The organism is Actinomadura syzygii (assembly GCF_008085905.1).
Classification (GTDB): Bacteria; Actinomycetota; Actinomycetes; order Streptosporangiales; family Streptosporangiaceae; genus Spirillospora; species Spirillospora syzygii.
The window spans coordinates 426,350-441,879 of sequence record NZ_VSFF01000009.1 but is presented as its reverse complement, the minus strand read 5'-3'; the positions used below and the strand labels follow the sequence as shown (position 1 = coordinate 441,879).

At 75.2% G+C, this 15,530-nt stretch carries 14 protein-coding genes; 8 read left to right on the top strand and 6 right to left on the bottom strand.

Translation table 11 applies throughout. The annotated features are described in order from the left end of the window. Positions 1–48: 48 nt before the first annotated feature. On the bottom strand, positions 49–1,170 hold the full coding sequence (locus tag FXF65_RS24810; protein ID WP_148352408.1) for an ROK family transcriptional regulator: 1,122 nt from the start codon (positions 1,168–1,170) through the stop codon (positions 49–51). A gap of 154 nt (positions 1,171–1,324) precedes the next feature. On the opposite strand from FXF65_RS24810, the gene edd reads away from it, so the two are divergent. From edd to FXF65_RS24790, 4 genes are read left to right on the top strand one after another with little or no spacing between them, the layout of a single operon-like run. Further along, positions 1,325–3,139: a phosphogluconate dehydratase gene (gene edd / locus FXF65_RS24805; protein ID WP_148352407.1), complete on the top strand. Its 1,815-nt coding sequence runs from the start codon at positions 1,325–1,327 to the stop codon at positions 3,137–3,139. After that, positions 3,136–4,206 (top strand): glucokinase, encoded by a 1,071-nt coding sequence (glk, locus tag FXF65_RS24800; RefSeq protein WP_148352406.1) that lies wholly within the window; start codon positions 3,136–3,138, stop codon positions 4,204–4,206. The genes edd and glk overlap by 4 nt, the downstream gene beginning before the upstream one ends. Next, positions 4,203–4,829 carry a bifunctional 4-hydroxy-2-oxoglutarate aldolase/2-dehydro-3-deoxy-phosphogluconate aldolase gene (gene eda, locus FXF65_RS24795; RefSeq protein WP_148352405.1) on the top strand — a complete coding sequence of 209 codons (627 nt, stop codon included), beginning with the start codon at positions 4,203–4,205 and terminating at the stop codon, positions 4,827–4,829. The genes glk and eda overlap by 4 nt, the downstream gene beginning before the upstream one ends. A 48-nt stretch (positions 4,830–4,877) precedes the next feature. Next, a complete protein-coding gene (locus tag FXF65_RS24790) occupies positions 4,878–5,267 on the top strand; it encodes a PPOX class F420-dependent oxidoreductase (protein ID WP_148352404.1) in 390 nt (129 codons plus the stop codon). Here the strand turns inward: FXF65_RS24790 and FXF65_RS43920 are convergent. Beyond that, entirely contained in the window at positions 5,248–5,418 is a 171-nt protein-coding gene (locus tag FXF65_RS43920; RefSeq protein ID WP_187412485.1) for a hypothetical protein, read from the bottom strand. The two genes, FXF65_RS24790 and FXF65_RS43920, sit on opposite strands and share 20 nt — an antisense overlap. A 73-nt stretch (positions 5,419–5,491) precedes the next feature. On the opposite strand from FXF65_RS43920, the gene FXF65_RS24785 reads away from it, so the two are divergent. Continuing rightward, the gene (locus tag FXF65_RS24785; RefSeq protein ID WP_246199066.1) at positions 5,492–6,418 is read left to right on the top strand and encodes a LysR family transcriptional regulator; all 927 of its coding nucleotides are present in this window, start codon (positions 5,492–5,494) and stop codon (positions 6,416–6,418) included. A 2-nt stretch (positions 6,419–6,420) separates the two neighbouring features. Here FXF65_RS24785 and FXF65_RS24780 read toward each other — a convergent pair whose 3' ends face one another. Then, a complete protein-coding gene (locus FXF65_RS24780; RefSeq protein WP_148352403.1) occupies positions 6,421–8,964 on the bottom strand; it encodes an ABC transporter permease in 2,544 nt (847 codons plus the stop codon). Positions 8,965–9,093: 129 nt separating this feature from the next. Between FXF65_RS24780 and FXF65_RS24775 the strand changes: the two genes are divergently transcribed. Beyond that, positions 9,094–10,392, top strand: coding sequence for a sensor histidine kinase (locus FXF65_RS24775; protein ID WP_222868721.1), 1,299 nt, complete (start codon positions 9,094–9,096; stop codon positions 10,390–10,392). A 58-nt stretch (positions 10,393–10,450) separates the two neighbouring features. Next, positions 10,451–11,095, top strand: coding sequence for a response regulator (locus FXF65_RS24770; RefSeq protein WP_148352402.1), 645 nt, complete (start codon positions 10,451–10,453; stop codon positions 11,093–11,095). 24 nt (positions 11,096–11,119) lie between these two features. Here the strand turns inward: FXF65_RS24770 and FXF65_RS45955 are convergent, their stop codons facing one another. Beyond that, positions 11,120–11,599: a DUF1707 SHOCT-like domain-containing protein gene (locus FXF65_RS45955; protein ID WP_148352401.1), complete on the bottom strand. Its 480-nt coding sequence runs from the start codon at positions 11,597–11,599 to the stop codon at positions 11,120–11,122. 2 nt (positions 11,600–11,601) lie between these two features. Continuing rightward, positions 11,602–12,291, bottom strand: a complete 690-nt coding sequence (locus FXF65_RS24760) for a PadR family transcriptional regulator (protein WP_148352400.1) — start codon at positions 12,289–12,291, stop codon at positions 11,602–11,604. Between the two features lie 225 nt (positions 12,292–12,516). Between FXF65_RS24760 and FXF65_RS24755 the strand changes: the two genes are divergently transcribed. Beyond that, a complete protein-coding gene (locus tag FXF65_RS24755; RefSeq protein ID WP_148352399.1) occupies positions 12,517–14,502 on the top strand; it encodes a bifunctional phosphatase PAP2/O-acyltransferase family protein in 1,986 nt (661 codons plus the stop codon). Positions 14,503–14,523: 21 nt separating this feature from the next. Here FXF65_RS24755 and hpnH read toward each other — a convergent pair whose 3' ends face one another. Continuing rightward, on the bottom strand, positions 14,524–15,528 hold the full coding sequence (hpnH, locus tag FXF65_RS24750; protein ID WP_148352398.1) for an adenosyl-hopene transferase HpnH: 1,005 nt from the start codon (positions 15,526–15,528) through the stop codon (positions 14,524–14,526). Positions 15,529–15,530 lie beyond the last annotated feature (2 nt).

Sequence of the window (15,530 nt, the reverse complement as noted above, 5' to 3'; positions counted from 1 at the left end):
TGAAATTGGCGCGAGACCTTGTTCAGGGCACCGGCGGCGTACGGCGGCTCAGCCCGTGGTGTCGACGGCAGCGGGGGAGAGCAGGTGGGTCAGGGCCATGGTGGCGCAGCCGGTCAGGCCCGCCTCTTCGCCCAGGCGGCTCGGCTCGATGCGGAGGCTGCGGGTGGCGAGGGCCGTGCAGCGCTGGTAGACGACCTCGCGCAGGCCCGCGATCAGCGGCTCGTCCGCGCCGACCAGGTCGCCGCCGAGGACGACGACGGCCGGGTTGAGCAGGTTCACGGCGGTGGCGACCACCTCGCCGATGCGGCGTCCCGCGTCGCGGAGGAGGGCGACCGTCGCCGGGTCGCCGGAGCGGGCCAGCGCGGCGAGGCCGGGCAGGTCGTCGGCGGGGGAGCGGGCGAGCAGCGCGGTGCCCCCGGCGATCGCCTCGACGCAGTTGACGTTGCCGCAGCGGCACGGCGCCGGGACGGGCGCGGAGATCGGCACGTGGCCGAGTTCGCCCGCCGCGCCGAGCGCGCCGCGCTGGATCCGGCCGCCCGCGATCAGCCCCGCGCCGATGCCCGTGGACACCTTGACGAACAGCAGGTCGTCGACGCCCGGGTGGGCGCGGTGCTCGCCGAGGGCGGCGGCGTTGACCTCGTTGTCCAGGTAGGCGGGGACGCCGAAGCGGGCGGCGATCGGGGGGCCGACCTCGACGCCGTCCCAGCGCCCGGGGGCGTGCTCGACGGCGTCGGGGACGCCGAGCCCGACGCCCCGCACGGTCGCCGCGCCGATCCCGGACGCGGCGAGCAGCGCCTCCCACTCGTCCAGCAGGCGGGGGAGCGTCTTGCCGGGGGAGGTGTCGGCCGGGGGCCCGTCGGCGCGGGCGAGGACCGTCCCGGCGAGGTCGCACACGGCGAGCTGGCCGCGCGACTGGCCGAGGTTCGCGACGAGGACGGTCCCGCCCGCCGCGTTGAACTCCAGCCGGGCCGGGGGCCGTCCGCCGGTGGACGGCCCGTCGGCGCGCTCCACCACGAGACCGCGCGCGATGAGCGCGGCGACGCGGGACGCGACCGCCGGGCGCGACAGCCCGGTGATCCGGCCGAGCTCGGCGCGGGTGGCGACGCCGTCCTCCCGGATCAGCCGGAGCAGGTCGCCTGCGGTGGACGGACGCGTGACGGGGCGCGGCATCCGGCCAGTCAAGCACGCCCTCGTTCGGTACGTCCAGACGCCTAACCAGCAGACTTTTGTAAGAGGAAGTTCAAAAGTCAGCTTGTGTCGGTTACGTATGTCTCGGTAGCTTGACCAGTCGGAGAAGGCGAACCCCCTGGTCTGGAGCGTTCCTATGGCTGTCCATCCCGTGGTGGCGGAAGTGACCCGGCGCGTCGCCGAGCGGAGCGCCGGGACGCGCGACGCCTACCTGGCCCGGATCCGGGACGCCCGGACGCACGGCCCGGCGCGCGGCGGCATGGGCTGCGCGAACCTCGCCCACGGCTTCGCGGCCTGCGGCGTCCAGGACAAGCTGTGGCTGCGCGGCGACGTCACGCCCAACATCGCGATCGTGTCTGCCTACAACGACATGCTGTCCGCGCACCAGCCGCTCAAGGACTACCCGGACGTCCTCAAGGGCGCGATCCGCGCGGCGGGCGGGACGGCGCAGTTCGCGGGCGGCGTCCCCGCGATGTGCGACGGGATCACGCAGGGCCGCGCGGGCATGGAGCTGTCGCTGTTCAGCCGGGACGTGGTGGCGATGGCGACGGCGGTGGCGCTGTCCCACGACATGTTCGACGGGGCGCTGCTGCTCGGCGTGTGCGACAAGATCGTCCCTGGGCTGGTGATCGGGGCGCTGTCGTTCGGGCACCTGCCGGTGATCCTGGTGCCCGCCGGGCCGATGGCGTCCGGGCTGCCGAATGGCGAGAAGGCGAAGGTCCGCAAGCGGTTCGCGGCGGGCGAGGTCGGACGCGAGCAGCTGCTCGCGGCGGAGGCGGCGTCCTACCACTCGCCCGGCACCTGCACCTTCTACGGGACGGCCAACTCCAACCAGCTCCTCATGGAGGTCATGGGCCTGCATCTGCCGGGGGCGAGCTTCGTCCCGCCGGACACGAAGCTGCGGGAGGCCCTGACCGAGGCGGCCGGACGGCGCGTCCTGAAGATCACGAACCTGGCCGACGAGTACACGCCGATCGGCGAGCTGCTGGACGAGCGCGCGTTCGTGAACGGCGTCGTCGCGCTGCTCGCCACGGGCGGGTCCACGAACCACACGCTGCACCTCGTCGCGATGGCCGCGGCCGCGGGCATCGAGCTGACCTGGGACGACTTCGACGAGCTGTCCGCCGTGACGCCGCTGCTGACCCGCCTCTACCCGAACGGCACCGCCGACGTGAACCACTTCCACGCGGCGGGCGGCACGGCGTTCCTCATCGGCGAGCTGATCGACGCCGGGCTCCTGCACGAGGACGCCCGCACGGTCGGCGGCGCCACCCTCGCCGCCTACCGCCGGGTGCCGGAGTTCGCGGGCGGCAAGGTCGAATGGCGGGAGGCGCCCGGGGAGTCGGGCGACCGGAACGTCCTGCGCCCGGTCGCGGAGCCGTTCGACACCCACGGCGGCCTGCACACCGTCCGCGGCAACCTCGGCCGGGCGGTCGTCAAGGTGTCGGCGGTGCGTCCCGAGCACCGGACGATCGAGGCCCCGGCCCGCGTGTTCGACTCGCAGGAACTGCTCCAGCGGGCGTTCGCCGCCGGTGAGCTGGACCGGGACGTCGTGGCGGTCGTCCGCAACCAGGGGCCGCGCGCCAACGGGATGCCCGAGCTGCATCGGCTGACGCCGCCGCTGTCCGTCCTGCAGGATCGCGGGCATCGGGTCGCGCTGGTGACGGACGGGCGGATGTCCGGCGCGTCCGGGGCGGTCCCGGCCGCGATCCACGTGTCGCCGGAGGCGGCGGCGGGCGGGCCGCTCGCCCGCGTCCGCGACGGGGACGTCGTCCGGCTCGACGCGGACGCGGGGGTGCTGGAGGTCCTCGTCCCGGACGAGGAGTTCGCCGCCCGCGAGCCCGACGTCGCCGACACAGCGTCCGGGACCTGGGGCACCGGGCGCGAGTTGTTCGGCGCCTTCCGCCACGCCGTCGGCCCGGCGGAGCGCGGCGCGGGAGTGTTCGCGTGACCGGGTCGTGGGGCACCTGGCTGATCGCGGACGTCGGCGGCACGAACGCCCGGTTCGCGCTGGTCGACGGCCCGGACGGCGCCCCCTGCCTGATCAGGTCGCTGCCGACCCGCGAGCACGCCGGGCTCGCCGAGGCGGCCGCCGCCTACCTCGCCCGGTACGCGCCCGACGTCCGGCCGTCCGCCGCGTGCCTCGCGGTCGCCGGACCGGTCACCGACGGGACGTTCCACCTCACCAACGCGGGCTGGCCCAAAGGCACGCCGGAAGAGGTGCGGGCCCGGCTCGGCGTCCCGTACCTGGACGTCCTCAACGACTTCGAGGCGCTCGCCCTCGCCCTGCCACGCCTGGGCGACGACGACCTGATCCCCATCGGCGGCGGGAGCCCGAACCCGGACGCGCCGAGGGCCGTCCTCGGGCCGGGCACCGGGCTGGGCGTCGCCGGGCTCGTCCCGACGCGGTCCGGGTGGGTGCCGCTGGCCGGTGAGGGCGGGCAGGTCGACGCCCCGGCCGCGACCGACCGGGAACTGGACGTCGCGCGGTTGCTCCGCGCGGAGAAGGGCACGGCGACCGCCGAATACCTCCTCTCCGGGGACGGCCTCGTCCGCATCCACCGCTACCTCGCCGCGCTCGACGGCGCGGACGCACCCGGCCTCACCGCCGAGCAGATCACCGAGCGCCGCGACGACCCGCGCTGCGCCGAGGCCCTCGGGATGTTCTGCGCGCTGCTCGGCTCCCTCGCCGGCAACGTCGCGCTCACGCTCGGCGCACGCGGCGGCGTCTACCTCGGCGGCGGGATCCTGCCGCGCATCGCCGACGTGCTCCGCGACAGCGCGTTCCGCGAGCGCTTCGAGGGGAAGCCACCCGTGGAGGAGTACATGCGCGGCATCCCGACCGCGCTGATCGTCCACCCGGGCCCGGCGCTCGCCGGGGCCGCCGTCCGGCTCGCGCAGAGCCTGCCCGAACCGCACCCCGCCGCCGCGAAACCGGCCGACGCGCAGCCGAACGAGCAGGGGCCGAACGAGCAGGGCCCGAACGATCCGCACCCGACCGACCTGGAGCCCGCATGATCGCCGATGAGCTGTTCGACCTCGCGCCCGTGATCCCGGTCGTGGTGCTGGACGACGCGGACGCCGCCGTCCCGCTCGCCCGCGCCCTGCTGGACGGCGGCCTGCCCGCCATCGAGGTGACGCTGCGCACCCCGGCGGCGCTGGAGGCGATCGCGCTGATCGCCGCCGAGGTCCCGGACGCGGTGGTCGGCGCGGGCACGGTCGTCCGGCCCGAGGACGCGGAGCGGTCCGCCGCCGCCGGGGCCCGGTTCCTCGTCAGCCCCGGCTGCACGGAGCGGCTCCGGGCCGCGATGCTCGCGACCCGCCTGCCGTTCCTGCCGGGCACCGCGACCGCGTCCGAGGTGATCGCCCTGCTGGAGGACGGCGTCACCGCGATGAAGTTCTTCCCCGCCGGACCCGCGGGCGGGCCCGCGTACCTGAAGGCGCTCGCCGGGCCGCTGCCGCGCGCGAGGTTCTGCCCGACCGGCGGCGTGACGCCGCGGAACGCCGCCGAGTACCTCGCCCTGGACAACGTCGGCTGCGTCGGCGGGACGTGGCTCACCCCGGCCGACGCGGTCCGCGCGGGCGACTGGGACCGCATCCGCGCCCTCGCCGCCGAGGCCGCCGCCCTGCGCCCGGCCTGATGTCACAAACCATGTCACAAACCGTGGCCCCGGCGGCGTCTCAGGGGCATGACCACCACATCGACGCTAGAGGACCTACGAAAGCGGCGCGCCGTCATGCTGACGTCCTACCGAAGGGACGGGACGCCGGTCGGCACGCCGGTCAGCATCGTCGTGCGCGGCGAGCACGCCTACTTCCGCACCTACGACAAGGCGTTCAAGGCGAAGCGGCTGGCGCGCAATCCCGAAGTGGAGATCGCGCCGAGCACCACCAGGGGAAAGGTGATCGGCCGGGCGACGCGGGGGCGCGTCCGGCTGCTCACCGAGGAGGAGGCGCGCCCGGTCCGGGGGATGCTGGCGCGCAAGCACCCCTTCCTGCAGGGTTTCGCGGTGCCGCTGTTCCACCGGATGAAGCGCTACCGGACGCTCCACTACGAGGTCACGCTCGATCGGGACTGACGGCGCAGTGCGGGCAGGGACCGGCGGTGAGGGGCCGCCCGCCCGCGTTGGGGACGAGGTCCATCCGGAGGCGCCCGCAGGCGCAGCGGATCCAGACGACGACGCCGTCGCTGGTCAGGTGCCGGGAGAGGATCGTGTTCTGCTCGCTCATATGACCAGTCTGCGACCGGCCGACCATTGCCGTCCATTTCAGATTTCCTCATGTGATCGTGCAAGATGGTTACATGATTGATCTGCGGCGGCTGCACATGCTCCGGCTCGTCCACCAGTACGGGACGGTCACGTCGGCGGCGGAGGCGATGCACCTCACCCCGTCGGCGGTCTCCCACCACCTGCGCGAGCTGGCGCGGGAACTGCGGGTGCCGCTGCTGGAGCCGCAGGGCCGCAAGGTGCGGCTGACCCCGGCGGCGCAGATGCTCATCGTCCACGCCGACGGGCTGCTCGCCAAGTGGGAGGAGACCCTCGCCGACCTGGAGTCGCACCGCGCCGGGGTCACCGGGCCGCTGCGCATGTGCGGGTTCACGACGGCCGTCGGCGGGCTGATCGCCCCGGCCGCGGGCGCGCTCCACCGCGCGGACCCCGACCTCGTCATCGAGGTCCGCGAGTGCGACACCGACGTGGCCATGGGCCTGCTCGCCGCCGGGGAGACCGACATCGCGGTCATCGAGCCGACCCCCGACGCGCCCCCGCCCGGCGACCCGCGCTTCGACCGGGAGCCGCTGCTGGAGGAGGCGCTCGACCTGATCGTCCCGGCCGGGCACCCGCTCGCGTCGCGGACCGGCGTCCGGCTGGAGGACGCGGCCGACGAGGCGTGGATCAGCGTCCAGCCGGAGGTCTGCGCCCACCACCAGCAGGTCATGACGTACTGCGCGGCCGCCGGGTTCACGCCGCGGATCGCGCACAACGCCACCACCTGGTCGGTGATCTGGGCGCTGGTCGCGAATGGGCTCGGCGTGTCGCTCGTGCCCCGGCTGGCCGGCGGGCCGTCCGACCAGCCGGTGGTGCGGGTGCCGCTGTCCGGGGACGGCGTCCCGAAGCGGCGGGTGCTGACCTGCGTGCGGCGCGGCAGCCGGGCCAACCCGCTGATCGCGCGCGGGCTGGTCGCGCTGCGCGCCGCCGTCCCGGACCGCTGCACGCTGGTGGCCGCCTGACCTCACTCGGTCCCGATCGCGCGCAGGACGTCCATCCGCGCGGCCCGGCGGGCGGGCCACACGGCGGCGGCGACGCCGAGCACGGCGGCCGCCGCGACGTAGGCGGCGAGCCGCGCGCAGGGGACGTCGAGCACCTCCATGCCGCCGTCGCCCCTGGTCAGCGCCCGCTGCAGGACGACACCCAGCACGATCCCCGTCCCGACGCCGAGGACCCCGCCGAACAGCGAGACGGCGACCGCCTCGTACCGGATCATCCGGCGGAGCTGCGCGCGCCCCATTCCGACGGCGCGGAGCATGCCGATCTCCCGCGTCCGCTCCGACACGGCGAGCGCGAGCGTGTTGACGATCCCGAGCGCGGCGACGAGCACCGACAGCACCAGCAGCCCGAGGACGAGGTCGAGGAACAGGTCGATCTGCCCGGCGGCGTCGGCCCTGACCTGGGCACGGTCCTTCACCTCCAGGTTCGGCCAGGGGGCGAGCGCCCGCTCCAGGGCGGCCCGGTCGGCGCCCGCCGCGTCGATCTCGATGCGGTCGATCGGAGCGTCGGGGTCGTGCGCGCGGTAGCCGTCCCAGTCGATGATCATGCTGGGCGCGGACGGCGTCACGGACGGACGGTCCGCGTACACGCCAGCGACGCGGAAGGTGCGCCCCGTCCCGTCCTGGTATCGGCCGGAGATCGTCGTTCCGACGCGCCAGCCCTGGGCTTTCGCGAGGCTGCGGCCGACGAGCAGTTCGTCTCCGCGCGGGGCGCGCGTGCCCTCCTGGAGAGGGAGGCGGAAGTGGCCGAGCAGTTCGCCGGGCGCGCCCGCCGCCGCCGTCCGCACGGAGCCGTCCAGGTCGAGCCGGGCCGTGCGGATCGGGATCGCCGCCCGTACGCCGCCGACCCGCGCCACCGCGCCGGTCGCCCCCGCGGGGATCGGCGTGATCTGGCTCCGCCCGGTGACCTGGTAGTCGGCGGTGAGCCCGGCGGCGAGCTGCCGGTCCGCCGACGCCGCCATCGACTGGAGGAGCACCGACACCGCCGCGATCAGCGCGAGCCCGATCGTCAGCGCGGACGCGGTCGCCGCCGTCCGGCGCGGGTCGCGCAGCGCGTTCCGCCCGCCGAGCCGGCCCGCGCTCCCGCCGAACCGCGCGGCCGGCCAGGCCAGCGCCCGGACGGCCGGACGGCTCAGCGCCGGCGAGACGACGACCGTCCCGGCGAACACGGCCAGTGACCCCGCCCCCGCGAGGGTCAGCGCGGCCTTGTCGTGCGCGCCCAGCCCCGCCGCGATGAGGCCGCCGCCCACCGCGAGCATGGCCGCGCCCGCGAGCGTCCGGGTGCGCAGCGGGCGGGGCGCGACCGTCCCCTCGCGGAGGGCGGCGACGGGCGGCACCCGCGCCGCGCGGCGCGCCGGGACGACGGCGGCGGCCAGCGTGACGAGCGTCCCCACCGCGTACGAGGCGACGACGGCGGACGGCGGCACGACCAGCGGCCCGAACGGCAGCGGCTCCCCGCCGGTGAGCAGGGACGTCAGCCGCGCCAGCCCGGCCGCGACGCCCGCGCCCGCCGCGAGGCCGAGCGTCGACCCGGCCAGCCCGACCCCGGCCGCCTCGCCGAGCACCGACCGCGTCACCTGCCCGCGCGACGCGCCGACCGCGCGCAGCAGCGCCAGCTCCCGCACCCGCCCGCCGACCAGCATCGCGAACGTGTTGAAGATGATGAACGACCCGACGAACACCGCGATCACCGCGAAGGCCAGCAGGAACGTCCGCAGCGCCTTCAGGATGTCCTTGAAGGAGTCGGACTGCTCGGTGATCGCCTCCCGGCCGGTGATCGCCTCGAACCCGGGCGGGAGCGTCGCGGCGACCGCGTCGCGGACCCGCTCCTGCGGGACGCCGCCGTCCGCGCGGACGACGATCCGCGCGTACGTCCCCGGGTGGTCGGACAGCAGGCGTCCCGCGGCGTCCGGCGCGAACGCGGTCATCGAGAGCTGGTCGCTCAGCGCCGAGTCGCCGACCTCGAACAGGCCGGTGAGCCGGAACGTCCGCGTCCCGGACGCCAGCGCCACCGCGACCCGGTCGCCGACGCGGTACCCGGCGGCGCGGGCGGTGGTGACGTCCACGGCGACCTCGTCGGGCGCGGCGGGCGGCGTCCCGGAGGTGAGGCGCGGCAGCGACAGGTCGGCGTCGCCGTCCCAGGCGACGCCGGTCTGCGGCTCCGCGCCCGCGATCCGCCCGCGCCGGTCGACGACGGCGGCGAACCCGGTGACGACCCCGTGCGCCTTGGCGACGCCGTCCGCCCGCCGGACGGCGTCCAGCACCGCCGCCGGGACGGGACGCTCCGCCGACCGCTCGCCGAGCCCCGGCTCGAACGCCCGGTGCGCCCGGACGACCACGTCCGTGCCGCGGCCGAGGTCGTCGAAGGCCCGGTCGAACGAGCGGTCCAGCGTGGCGGAGAAGATCAGCGTGCCGGCGACGAACGCGACCCCGGCGACCACCGCGACGCCGGACAGCAGCAGCCTGGCGCGGTGCGCGGCCAGGCCGCGCAGGACGAGCTTCAGCATCATGCCGCCGATTCCAGCCCGCGCGGGCCGTGCGGCGGCAGCGCGGAACGTCGCGTCCGCCCGCGACGAACGGCCCGCGGACGCGACTTTCGTAGGGGTGCCCGCGCGGGGACGGGTGCGTACGGTGTGCTCATGCGATCGCCGCGTCCCGTCCTAGCGTGGCTCCCCGTCTGGCTCCGCCCGGACGGCCGTCCCCGCGACCTGGTGGCCGACGCCGCCGTCGTGTTCGCCGGGACCTACCTGACCTGGTGGACGGTCACCGCGCCGGGCTCCGTCGTCCGCTGGCACGGCGGCGCGGCCCTCGCGCTGATGCTGGTCCCGGCGCTGGCGCTGGCGTTCCGCCGCCGCGCCCCGATGACGGTCGCGTGGCTCACCGCCGGACTCGCCGCGCTGTACTGGCTCACCGAACTGGCCGCACCCGGCACGCTGCTGCGCGTCCACGCCGACCATTCCCTCAACGCGGCCGTGTGGTGGCCGCCGACCGCGCCGCTCGCGGCCTACGCGGCGATGGCGTTCCCGCGCGAGGGCGGGCGACCGGTCTGGATGCGGGGACTGCCGATCGCGGCGCTGCTCGTCCCGATCGGCTGCCTGGACGACGTCCTCCCCGACGCGGCGATGCGGCGCTTCGCCGCCGCCGAGACCGGCAGCGTCAACGCCCTCGTCTTCCGCAGCGTCGCCGTCGTCATGGGCGCGGCCCTGCTCGGCATGTACGCGGCGGCGCGCCGCCGCGCCGTGCAGGGCCTCACCGAGCGGGCCGAGCGCGCCGAGCGGGAGCGGCACCTGCTCGCCGAGCGGGCCCGCGCGCAGGAGCGCGCCCGGCTCGCCGCCGAGATGCACGACGTCGTCGCGCACCGGGTGACGCTCATGGTGCTGCAGGCGGGCGCGCTGCGCGTCCACGCCCCGGACGAGACGACCCGCGCGGCGGCCGAGGAGCTCCGCGCCGCCGGGTGCCAGGCGCTGGACGAGCTGCGCGACGTCATCGGCCTGCTGCGGCGCGGCCCCGGCGCGCCGCCCGCCGCCGCACACGGCCCGCTGCCGGACCTGTCCCAGCTGGTCGCGGAGTCGGCGTCGGTCGGCGTCCCGGTCGAGCTGGCCGAGCACGGTGAGCCGCCGGCCGCGTCACCCGCCGTGGGACGCACGGCGTACCGGGTCGTGCAGGAGGCGCTCACCAACGCGCGCAAGCACGCGCCCGGCGCGGCCGTCCGGGTGGACGTCCGCTACCGCGTCGACGGGGTGACGCTGACCGTCCGGAACACGGCGCCCTCCGGCGAACCGGACGCCGACCTGGCCGCCAGCGGCTCCGGGACGGGCCTCGCCGGGCTCCGCGAGCGCGTCGAGCTCATCGGCGGGACGTTCGCGGCGGGCCCCGACAAGGAGGGCTTCCGCGTCGAGGCGTCCCTGCCCGCCTACCTGCCGGTGGGCGCGCCGTGACCCCAGCGAAGCGAGGATCACGGCGTCGTCCTCCCAGGGGTCAGAAAGGTGGGACGCCGTGATCACGGTCCTGCTGGTGGACGACGAGCCCATGGTCTGCGCGCACCTGCGCACGATCCTCGGCGCGGCCGACGACGTCGAGGTCGTCGGGGAGGCGCACGACGGGGCGGCGGGCGTCGAGGCGGTCGTCCGGTACCGCCCGCACGTGGTGCTCATGGACCTGCGCATGCCGGGCGTGGACGGCCTCGCCGCCATCGAGCGCGTCGCCGCGCTGCGCTCCCCGCCCGTCGTGGTCGCGCTGACCACGTTCGACGCGGACGAGTACGTCGTCCGGGCCCTGCGCGCGGGCGCGGCGGGGTTCCTGCTCAAGTCGACGCCGCCGGAGGACCTCGTGAAGCTCGTCCGGGTCGCCGCCGACGGGCACACGGTGCTGTCCGCCGCCGCGACGACGCGGCTGCTCGGCACGGCGGGCGCCCGTGCGGACGGCCGCGCCCGCACCCGCGACCTGCTCGGCGGCCTCACCGGACGCGAGACCGAGGTGCTCGGCTGCCTCGGCGAGGGGCTGTCCAACGCGCAGATCGCCGGACGGCTCCACCTCAGCGAGGCCACTGTGAAGGGCCACGTCTCCCGCCTCCTCGACAAGCTGGGCTGCGCCAACCGGACGCAGGCCGGCCTCCTCGCCCGGGACGCCGGCCTGCGCTGAGCCCGCCCGACGCGGCGGGCGCGGTCACGCGCGGTGCCGCCGCCGCGTCCCGAACGCCAGCACGACCGCCTTCACCACCCAGATCACCAGCGCGATCTGCAGGACGGCGAGGACCCCCGTCCCCGGCCCGACCGTGAGGGCGAGCACCAGGAACACCCCGAGCATCAGCGGGAACACCGGGAAGTGCGGCCCGTGCCGGTGGCGCCGGGACATGTGCCGGTGATGGCGCTTCCACGCGGGGTGCCCCGGCCCGCCGAACATCACCGCCGCGCCCTGCTCCCAGGACACGGCGGGCGCCGGTTCCGGTTCGGGCAGGCCGGTGGGGGACGGCAGATCGCGGACGAGCGCCCGCAGGTCGCCGCGCGTCCGCGCGGACAGCACGGCGTCGAGCCGCTCGTCGAGTTCGGCGCGGTCGAGGCGTCCCGCGGCGAAGTGGTCGTGCAGGGCGAGGGTGACCGCGTCGCGTTCGGCGTCCCCGATCCGGATCTCATCCTGGCGTGCCATGGTCACTCCCCGGTGGTCGGCCCTGCGGTGGTCGGCCCGCCGTCGTCGTCGGCGTCGCCGGGCGCGTCGTCGGCGAGGATGCGGTAGAGGTCGCGGCGCGCCCCCGACAGGACGACGCGCGCCTGCTCGACCTGCTCGGCGGAGCCGGAGTGGACGATCTGCATCACCGCGGCGCCCGTCTGCGCGGCCTGCTTGAACAGCTCGGGAACCCCCTCGCCGAACTCGGGCGTCATCTCCGCCCACGGCTCGGCCAGCCGGTCGGCGTTCTCCTCGACGTAGGCGCGGCCCTCGTCGGTGAGGCGGAACGAGCGGCGCCCGCCGGACTCCTCGCCCGCGATGAGGCCCTCGTCCGCGAGCTGCTGGAGCGCCGGGTAGACCGCGCCCGGACTGGGCTTCCAGGCCCCGTCGCTGCGCTCGTTGATCTCCTGGATGATCTGGTAGCCGTTGCGCGGCTCCTCGGCGAGCAGGACGAGGATCGCCGCCCGCACGTTGCCCTTGCGCGCCTTGGCGCCGCGCCCCCACGGGCCGCCGCGGCCCCGCGCCCACGGCGGGCGCGGCCCGAAGCCGAAGGACGACGGCCCCCACGGCCCGCCGGGGCCGGACCCGCCGGGACCGTGGGCGCCGGGTCCGCCGCCGAACAGGGCGCCGAACGGGAGGTCGCGCCAGGGGCCCCGGCCGTGCATGTGCCCCATGTTCTCCACCTGCCTTCTGAGATCTCTCTATGAGCTCTCGCGATACGACAACGATATATCGAAGACGTACTGTCGCGCCAGATGGTTCCCCGCGGCCCGTCCCTGCCGGATGCTTTGCTGGTAACGGGGTCCGGGGCCGCGCGCCGGATCCGGGCATGATCCGTAAATCCCGTCATCGCCGTCTGATCGCCAGCAATCCTGGGTAACAGCGGTAAAGGGAGGGCCATGGGCACACACGAAGCGGTGACCGCGCGCGACGCGGTGCCCGTCCCGGCGGACGCGGCGCGCCGCCCGCTCCGCGTCCGCCGGGAACTGCTCGCCGGACTGCTGCTGTTCTCGCTGTACGCGCTGGTCACGCGGCTCCCCGAGCAGGGCAGGACGGCGGCGGCCCGCGCCCACGGCGAGGCGATCTTCCACCTGGAGAAGTCGCTGCGCCTGGACGTCGAGCCCGCGCTCAACGGGTGGCTCGCCGACCGGTCGGTGCTCCGCGTCCTAGCGAACTACGAGTACGCGATCACCTACATCGCGAGCGCGCTGGCGCTGCTGGTGTGGCTGTTCCTCCGCCATCCCGAGCGGTACCGGACGGCCCGCAACGGATTCATCCTGCTCAACCTCGGCGGGCTGACCTGCTTCGCGCTGTACCCGGTCATGCCGCCGCGCCTGATGCCCGACCTCGGGTTCGTCGACACGGTCCTGCTGGGCAGGACGTGGGGGTCGTGGGGCTCGCCGATGGTCGAGCACGCCGACAAGTTCGCCGCCGTCCCGTCCCTGCACATGGGCTGGACGCTGTGGGTCGGCGTCGAGCTGGCCCGGGTGAACGCGCGCCGCTGGGTGCAGGTGGTGAACGCGGCGCACGTCCTCGTGACGCTGTACGTGATCCTCGCGACCGCGAACCACTACATCCTGGACGCGGCCGCCGCCGTCCCGTTCGTCGCCGCCGCCGTGTACGCGGCCGACCGCATCGGCCGCGCGCCGTCCGCCCGCGTCCAGGGCCCGGACGCGTTCTTCCTCGCCGTCGAGACGCCCGCCGCGCCGCAGCAGGCGGGCGGCGTGATCATGCTGGACACCGAACGCGGGCCCGTCCACCGCGAAGACCTGGTCCGCGTGATCCAGGAGCGGCTGGACGGCCTGCCCAGGTTCCGGCAGCGGCTCGTCCGGCGGGGGCGCTGGCGCCGTCCCGTCTGGGCCGACCACGACCCGGTCGACTGGGAGTGGCACGTGCCCGAGCGGGACGTCGACGGCATGGCCGGGCTGCGCGCGCTGGTCGCGGAGATCCAGTCCGAGGCGCTGCCGCTCGACCGCCCGCCCTGGCGGATGGTCGTCGTGCAGGGCGCCGAGCCCGGGCGCACGGCCGTCGTCTACCTGATGCACCACGTCGTCGCCGACGGCGTCGGGATCGTCGCGCAGGCGATGTACCTGATGGAGCCCCCGCCCGACAACCTCGGCGCGAAGTTCCCGCGCAGGCCGTTCCAGAAGGCGCTCGCGACCGTGGTCGGGCTCGGGCAGCTCGCCACCGCCGTCACGAAGCCGGAGCCGCTGCCAGCGAGCGGGACGTCCGACCGCCGCTTCGGCACCATGCAGCTCCCGCTCAAGACCGTGCGGGACGTGGGCCGCCGCTACGACGCCCGCGTCACCGACGTCGTGCTGTGCGCGGTCGCGGGCGCGCTGAACCGGGTCGTCAGCGAGGACGACGGCAGGCCGGGAACGTGCCGCGTCGCCGTCCCGCTGATGATGCGGCCGCCGGGCAGCGCGATGGTCGGCAACCACACCACCGCCGTCATGGTCGACCTGCCGATCGGGAAGATGGCCGAGCCCGACCGGCTCGCGCTGATCGCCGAGCGCGGCCGGGTGCTGCGCACCGGCACCCGCGCGCAGGCCGCCTGGTTCGTGATGTGGCAGGCCGGACGGATCATGCCCGCCCCGCTGCACGCCCGCTTCGCGCGCATGTCCTACAGCGGCCGGTTCCTCCAGGGGACGGTGTCGAGCCTCCCCGGACCGGACAGGCAGCTCTGGCTCGCGGGCGCGCCGCTCACCGCCGTGTTCCCGATCGTCCCGCTGGCGCCCGGCGCGCCGCTGGCCATCGCGGGCCTCGGCGTCGACCGCGACCTGTGCTTCGGCCTCTCGCTCGACCCGGGCCTCACCGACGACGCCGACGCGCTGATGGACGCCGTCCGCGACATCATCGAGGAACTGAGGGACGAACCCGAGTGACCCGCGCTGGTCAGAAGGCGGTCAGAGGCTGCGGACGGCGCGCAGCGACTCCTTGAGCGAGCCCATCGTCGCGAACACGGCGGTGGGCTCGTAGCCGCAGTGCGCCATGCAGTTGGCGCAGCGGTCGTCGCGCCCGCGTCCGTAGGAGTCCCAGTCGGTGGTGTCGAGAAGCTCCTGGTAGGTGGCGGTGTAGCCGTCCTCCATCAGGTAGCAGGGACGCTGCCAGCCCTTCAGCGAGTACGACGGGATCGCCCACGCCGTGCAGGGGAAGTCGACCTTCCCCTCCAGGAAGTCCAGGAACAGGGGCGAGTGGTTGAACCGCCACTTCTTGCGGCGGCCGTCGGCGAACGCCTTGCGGAACAGCTCCCGCGTCTCCTGGACGCCGAGGAAGTGCTCCTGGTCGGGCGCCTTCTCGTAGGCGTACGCGGGCGAGATCATCATCTGGTCGACGCGCAGGTCGTCATTGAGGAAGTCGAGCACGTCGATGACGGTCTTCGGGGTGTCGGTGTTGAACACGGTCGTGTTCGTCGTCACCCGGAAGCCGCGCTCGCGGCACGTCCTGATCGCCGCGACGGCCTGGTCGAACACGCCGTCCTTGCAGACGGACGCGTCGTGCCGCTCGCGCAGCCCGTCCAGGTGGACGGCCCACGCGAAGTACCGCGACGGCTCGAACATGTCGATCTTCTTCGGGATCAGCGCCGCGTTCGTGCAGAGGAACACGTACCGCTTCATCTTGACCAGCTCGGCGACCAGCTCCCCGATCCGCGGGTGCATGAGCGGCTCGCCGCCCGCGATCGACACCATCGGCGCGCCGCACTCGCGGATCGCGGCGACGGCCTGCTCCACCGGCATCCGCTGCTTGAGCACGTCCGCCGGGTGCTGGATCTTGCCGCAGCCCGCGCACGCCAGGTTGCAGGCGTACAGCGGCTCCAGCTCGACGAGCAGCGGGAACCGCTTGCGCCCGGCCAGCCGGTTGCGCAGCACGTACCCGCCGATGCGGAGGCTCTGGCGCAGTGGCATCGCCATCT

Coding starts and splice junctions, on each gene's coding strand:
- FXF65_RS24810 (WP_148352408.1), bottom strand. CDS start 1,170: ATGCCGCGCCCCGTCACGCGTCCGTCCACCGCAGGCGACCTGCTCCGG.
- edd (WP_148352407.1), top strand. CDS start 1,325: ATGGCTGTCCATCCCGTGGTGGCGGAAGTGACCCGGCGCGTCGCCGAG.
- eda (WP_148352405.1), top strand. CDS start 4,203: ATGATCGCCGATGAGCTGTTCGACCTCGCGCCCGTGATCCCGGTCGTG.
- FXF65_RS24790 (WP_148352404.1), top strand. CDS start 4,878: ATGACCACCACATCGACGCTAGAGGACCTACGAAAGCGGCGCGCCGTC.
- FXF65_RS43920 (WP_187412485.1), bottom strand. CDS start 5,418: ATGAGCGAGCAGAACACGATCCTCTCCCGGCACCTGACCAGCGACGGC.
- FXF65_RS24785 (WP_246199066.1), top strand. CDS start 5,492: ATGATTGATCTGCGGCGGCTGCACATGCTCCGGCTCGTCCACCAGTAC.
- FXF65_RS24780 (WP_148352403.1), bottom strand. CDS start 8,964: ATGATGCTGAAGCTCGTCCTGCGCGGCCTGGCCGCGCACCGCGCCAGG.
- FXF65_RS24775 (WP_222868721.1), top strand. CDS start 9,094: ATGCGATCGCCGCGTCCCGTCCTAGCGTGGCTCCCCGTCTGGCTCCGC.
- FXF65_RS45955 (WP_148352401.1), bottom strand. CDS start 11,599: ATGGCACGCCAGGATGAGATCCGGATCGGGGACGCCGAACGCGACGCG.
- FXF65_RS24760 (WP_148352400.1), bottom strand. CDS start 12,291: ATGGGGCACATGCACGGCCGGGGCCCCTGGCGCGACCTCCCGTTCGGC.
- FXF65_RS24755 (WP_148352399.1), top strand. CDS start 12,517: ATGGGCACACACGAAGCGGTGACCGCGCGCGACGCGGTGCCCGTCCCG.
- hpnH (WP_148352398.1), bottom strand. CDS start 15,528: ATGGCGATGCCACTGCGCCAGAGCCTCCGCATCGGCGGGTACGTGCTG.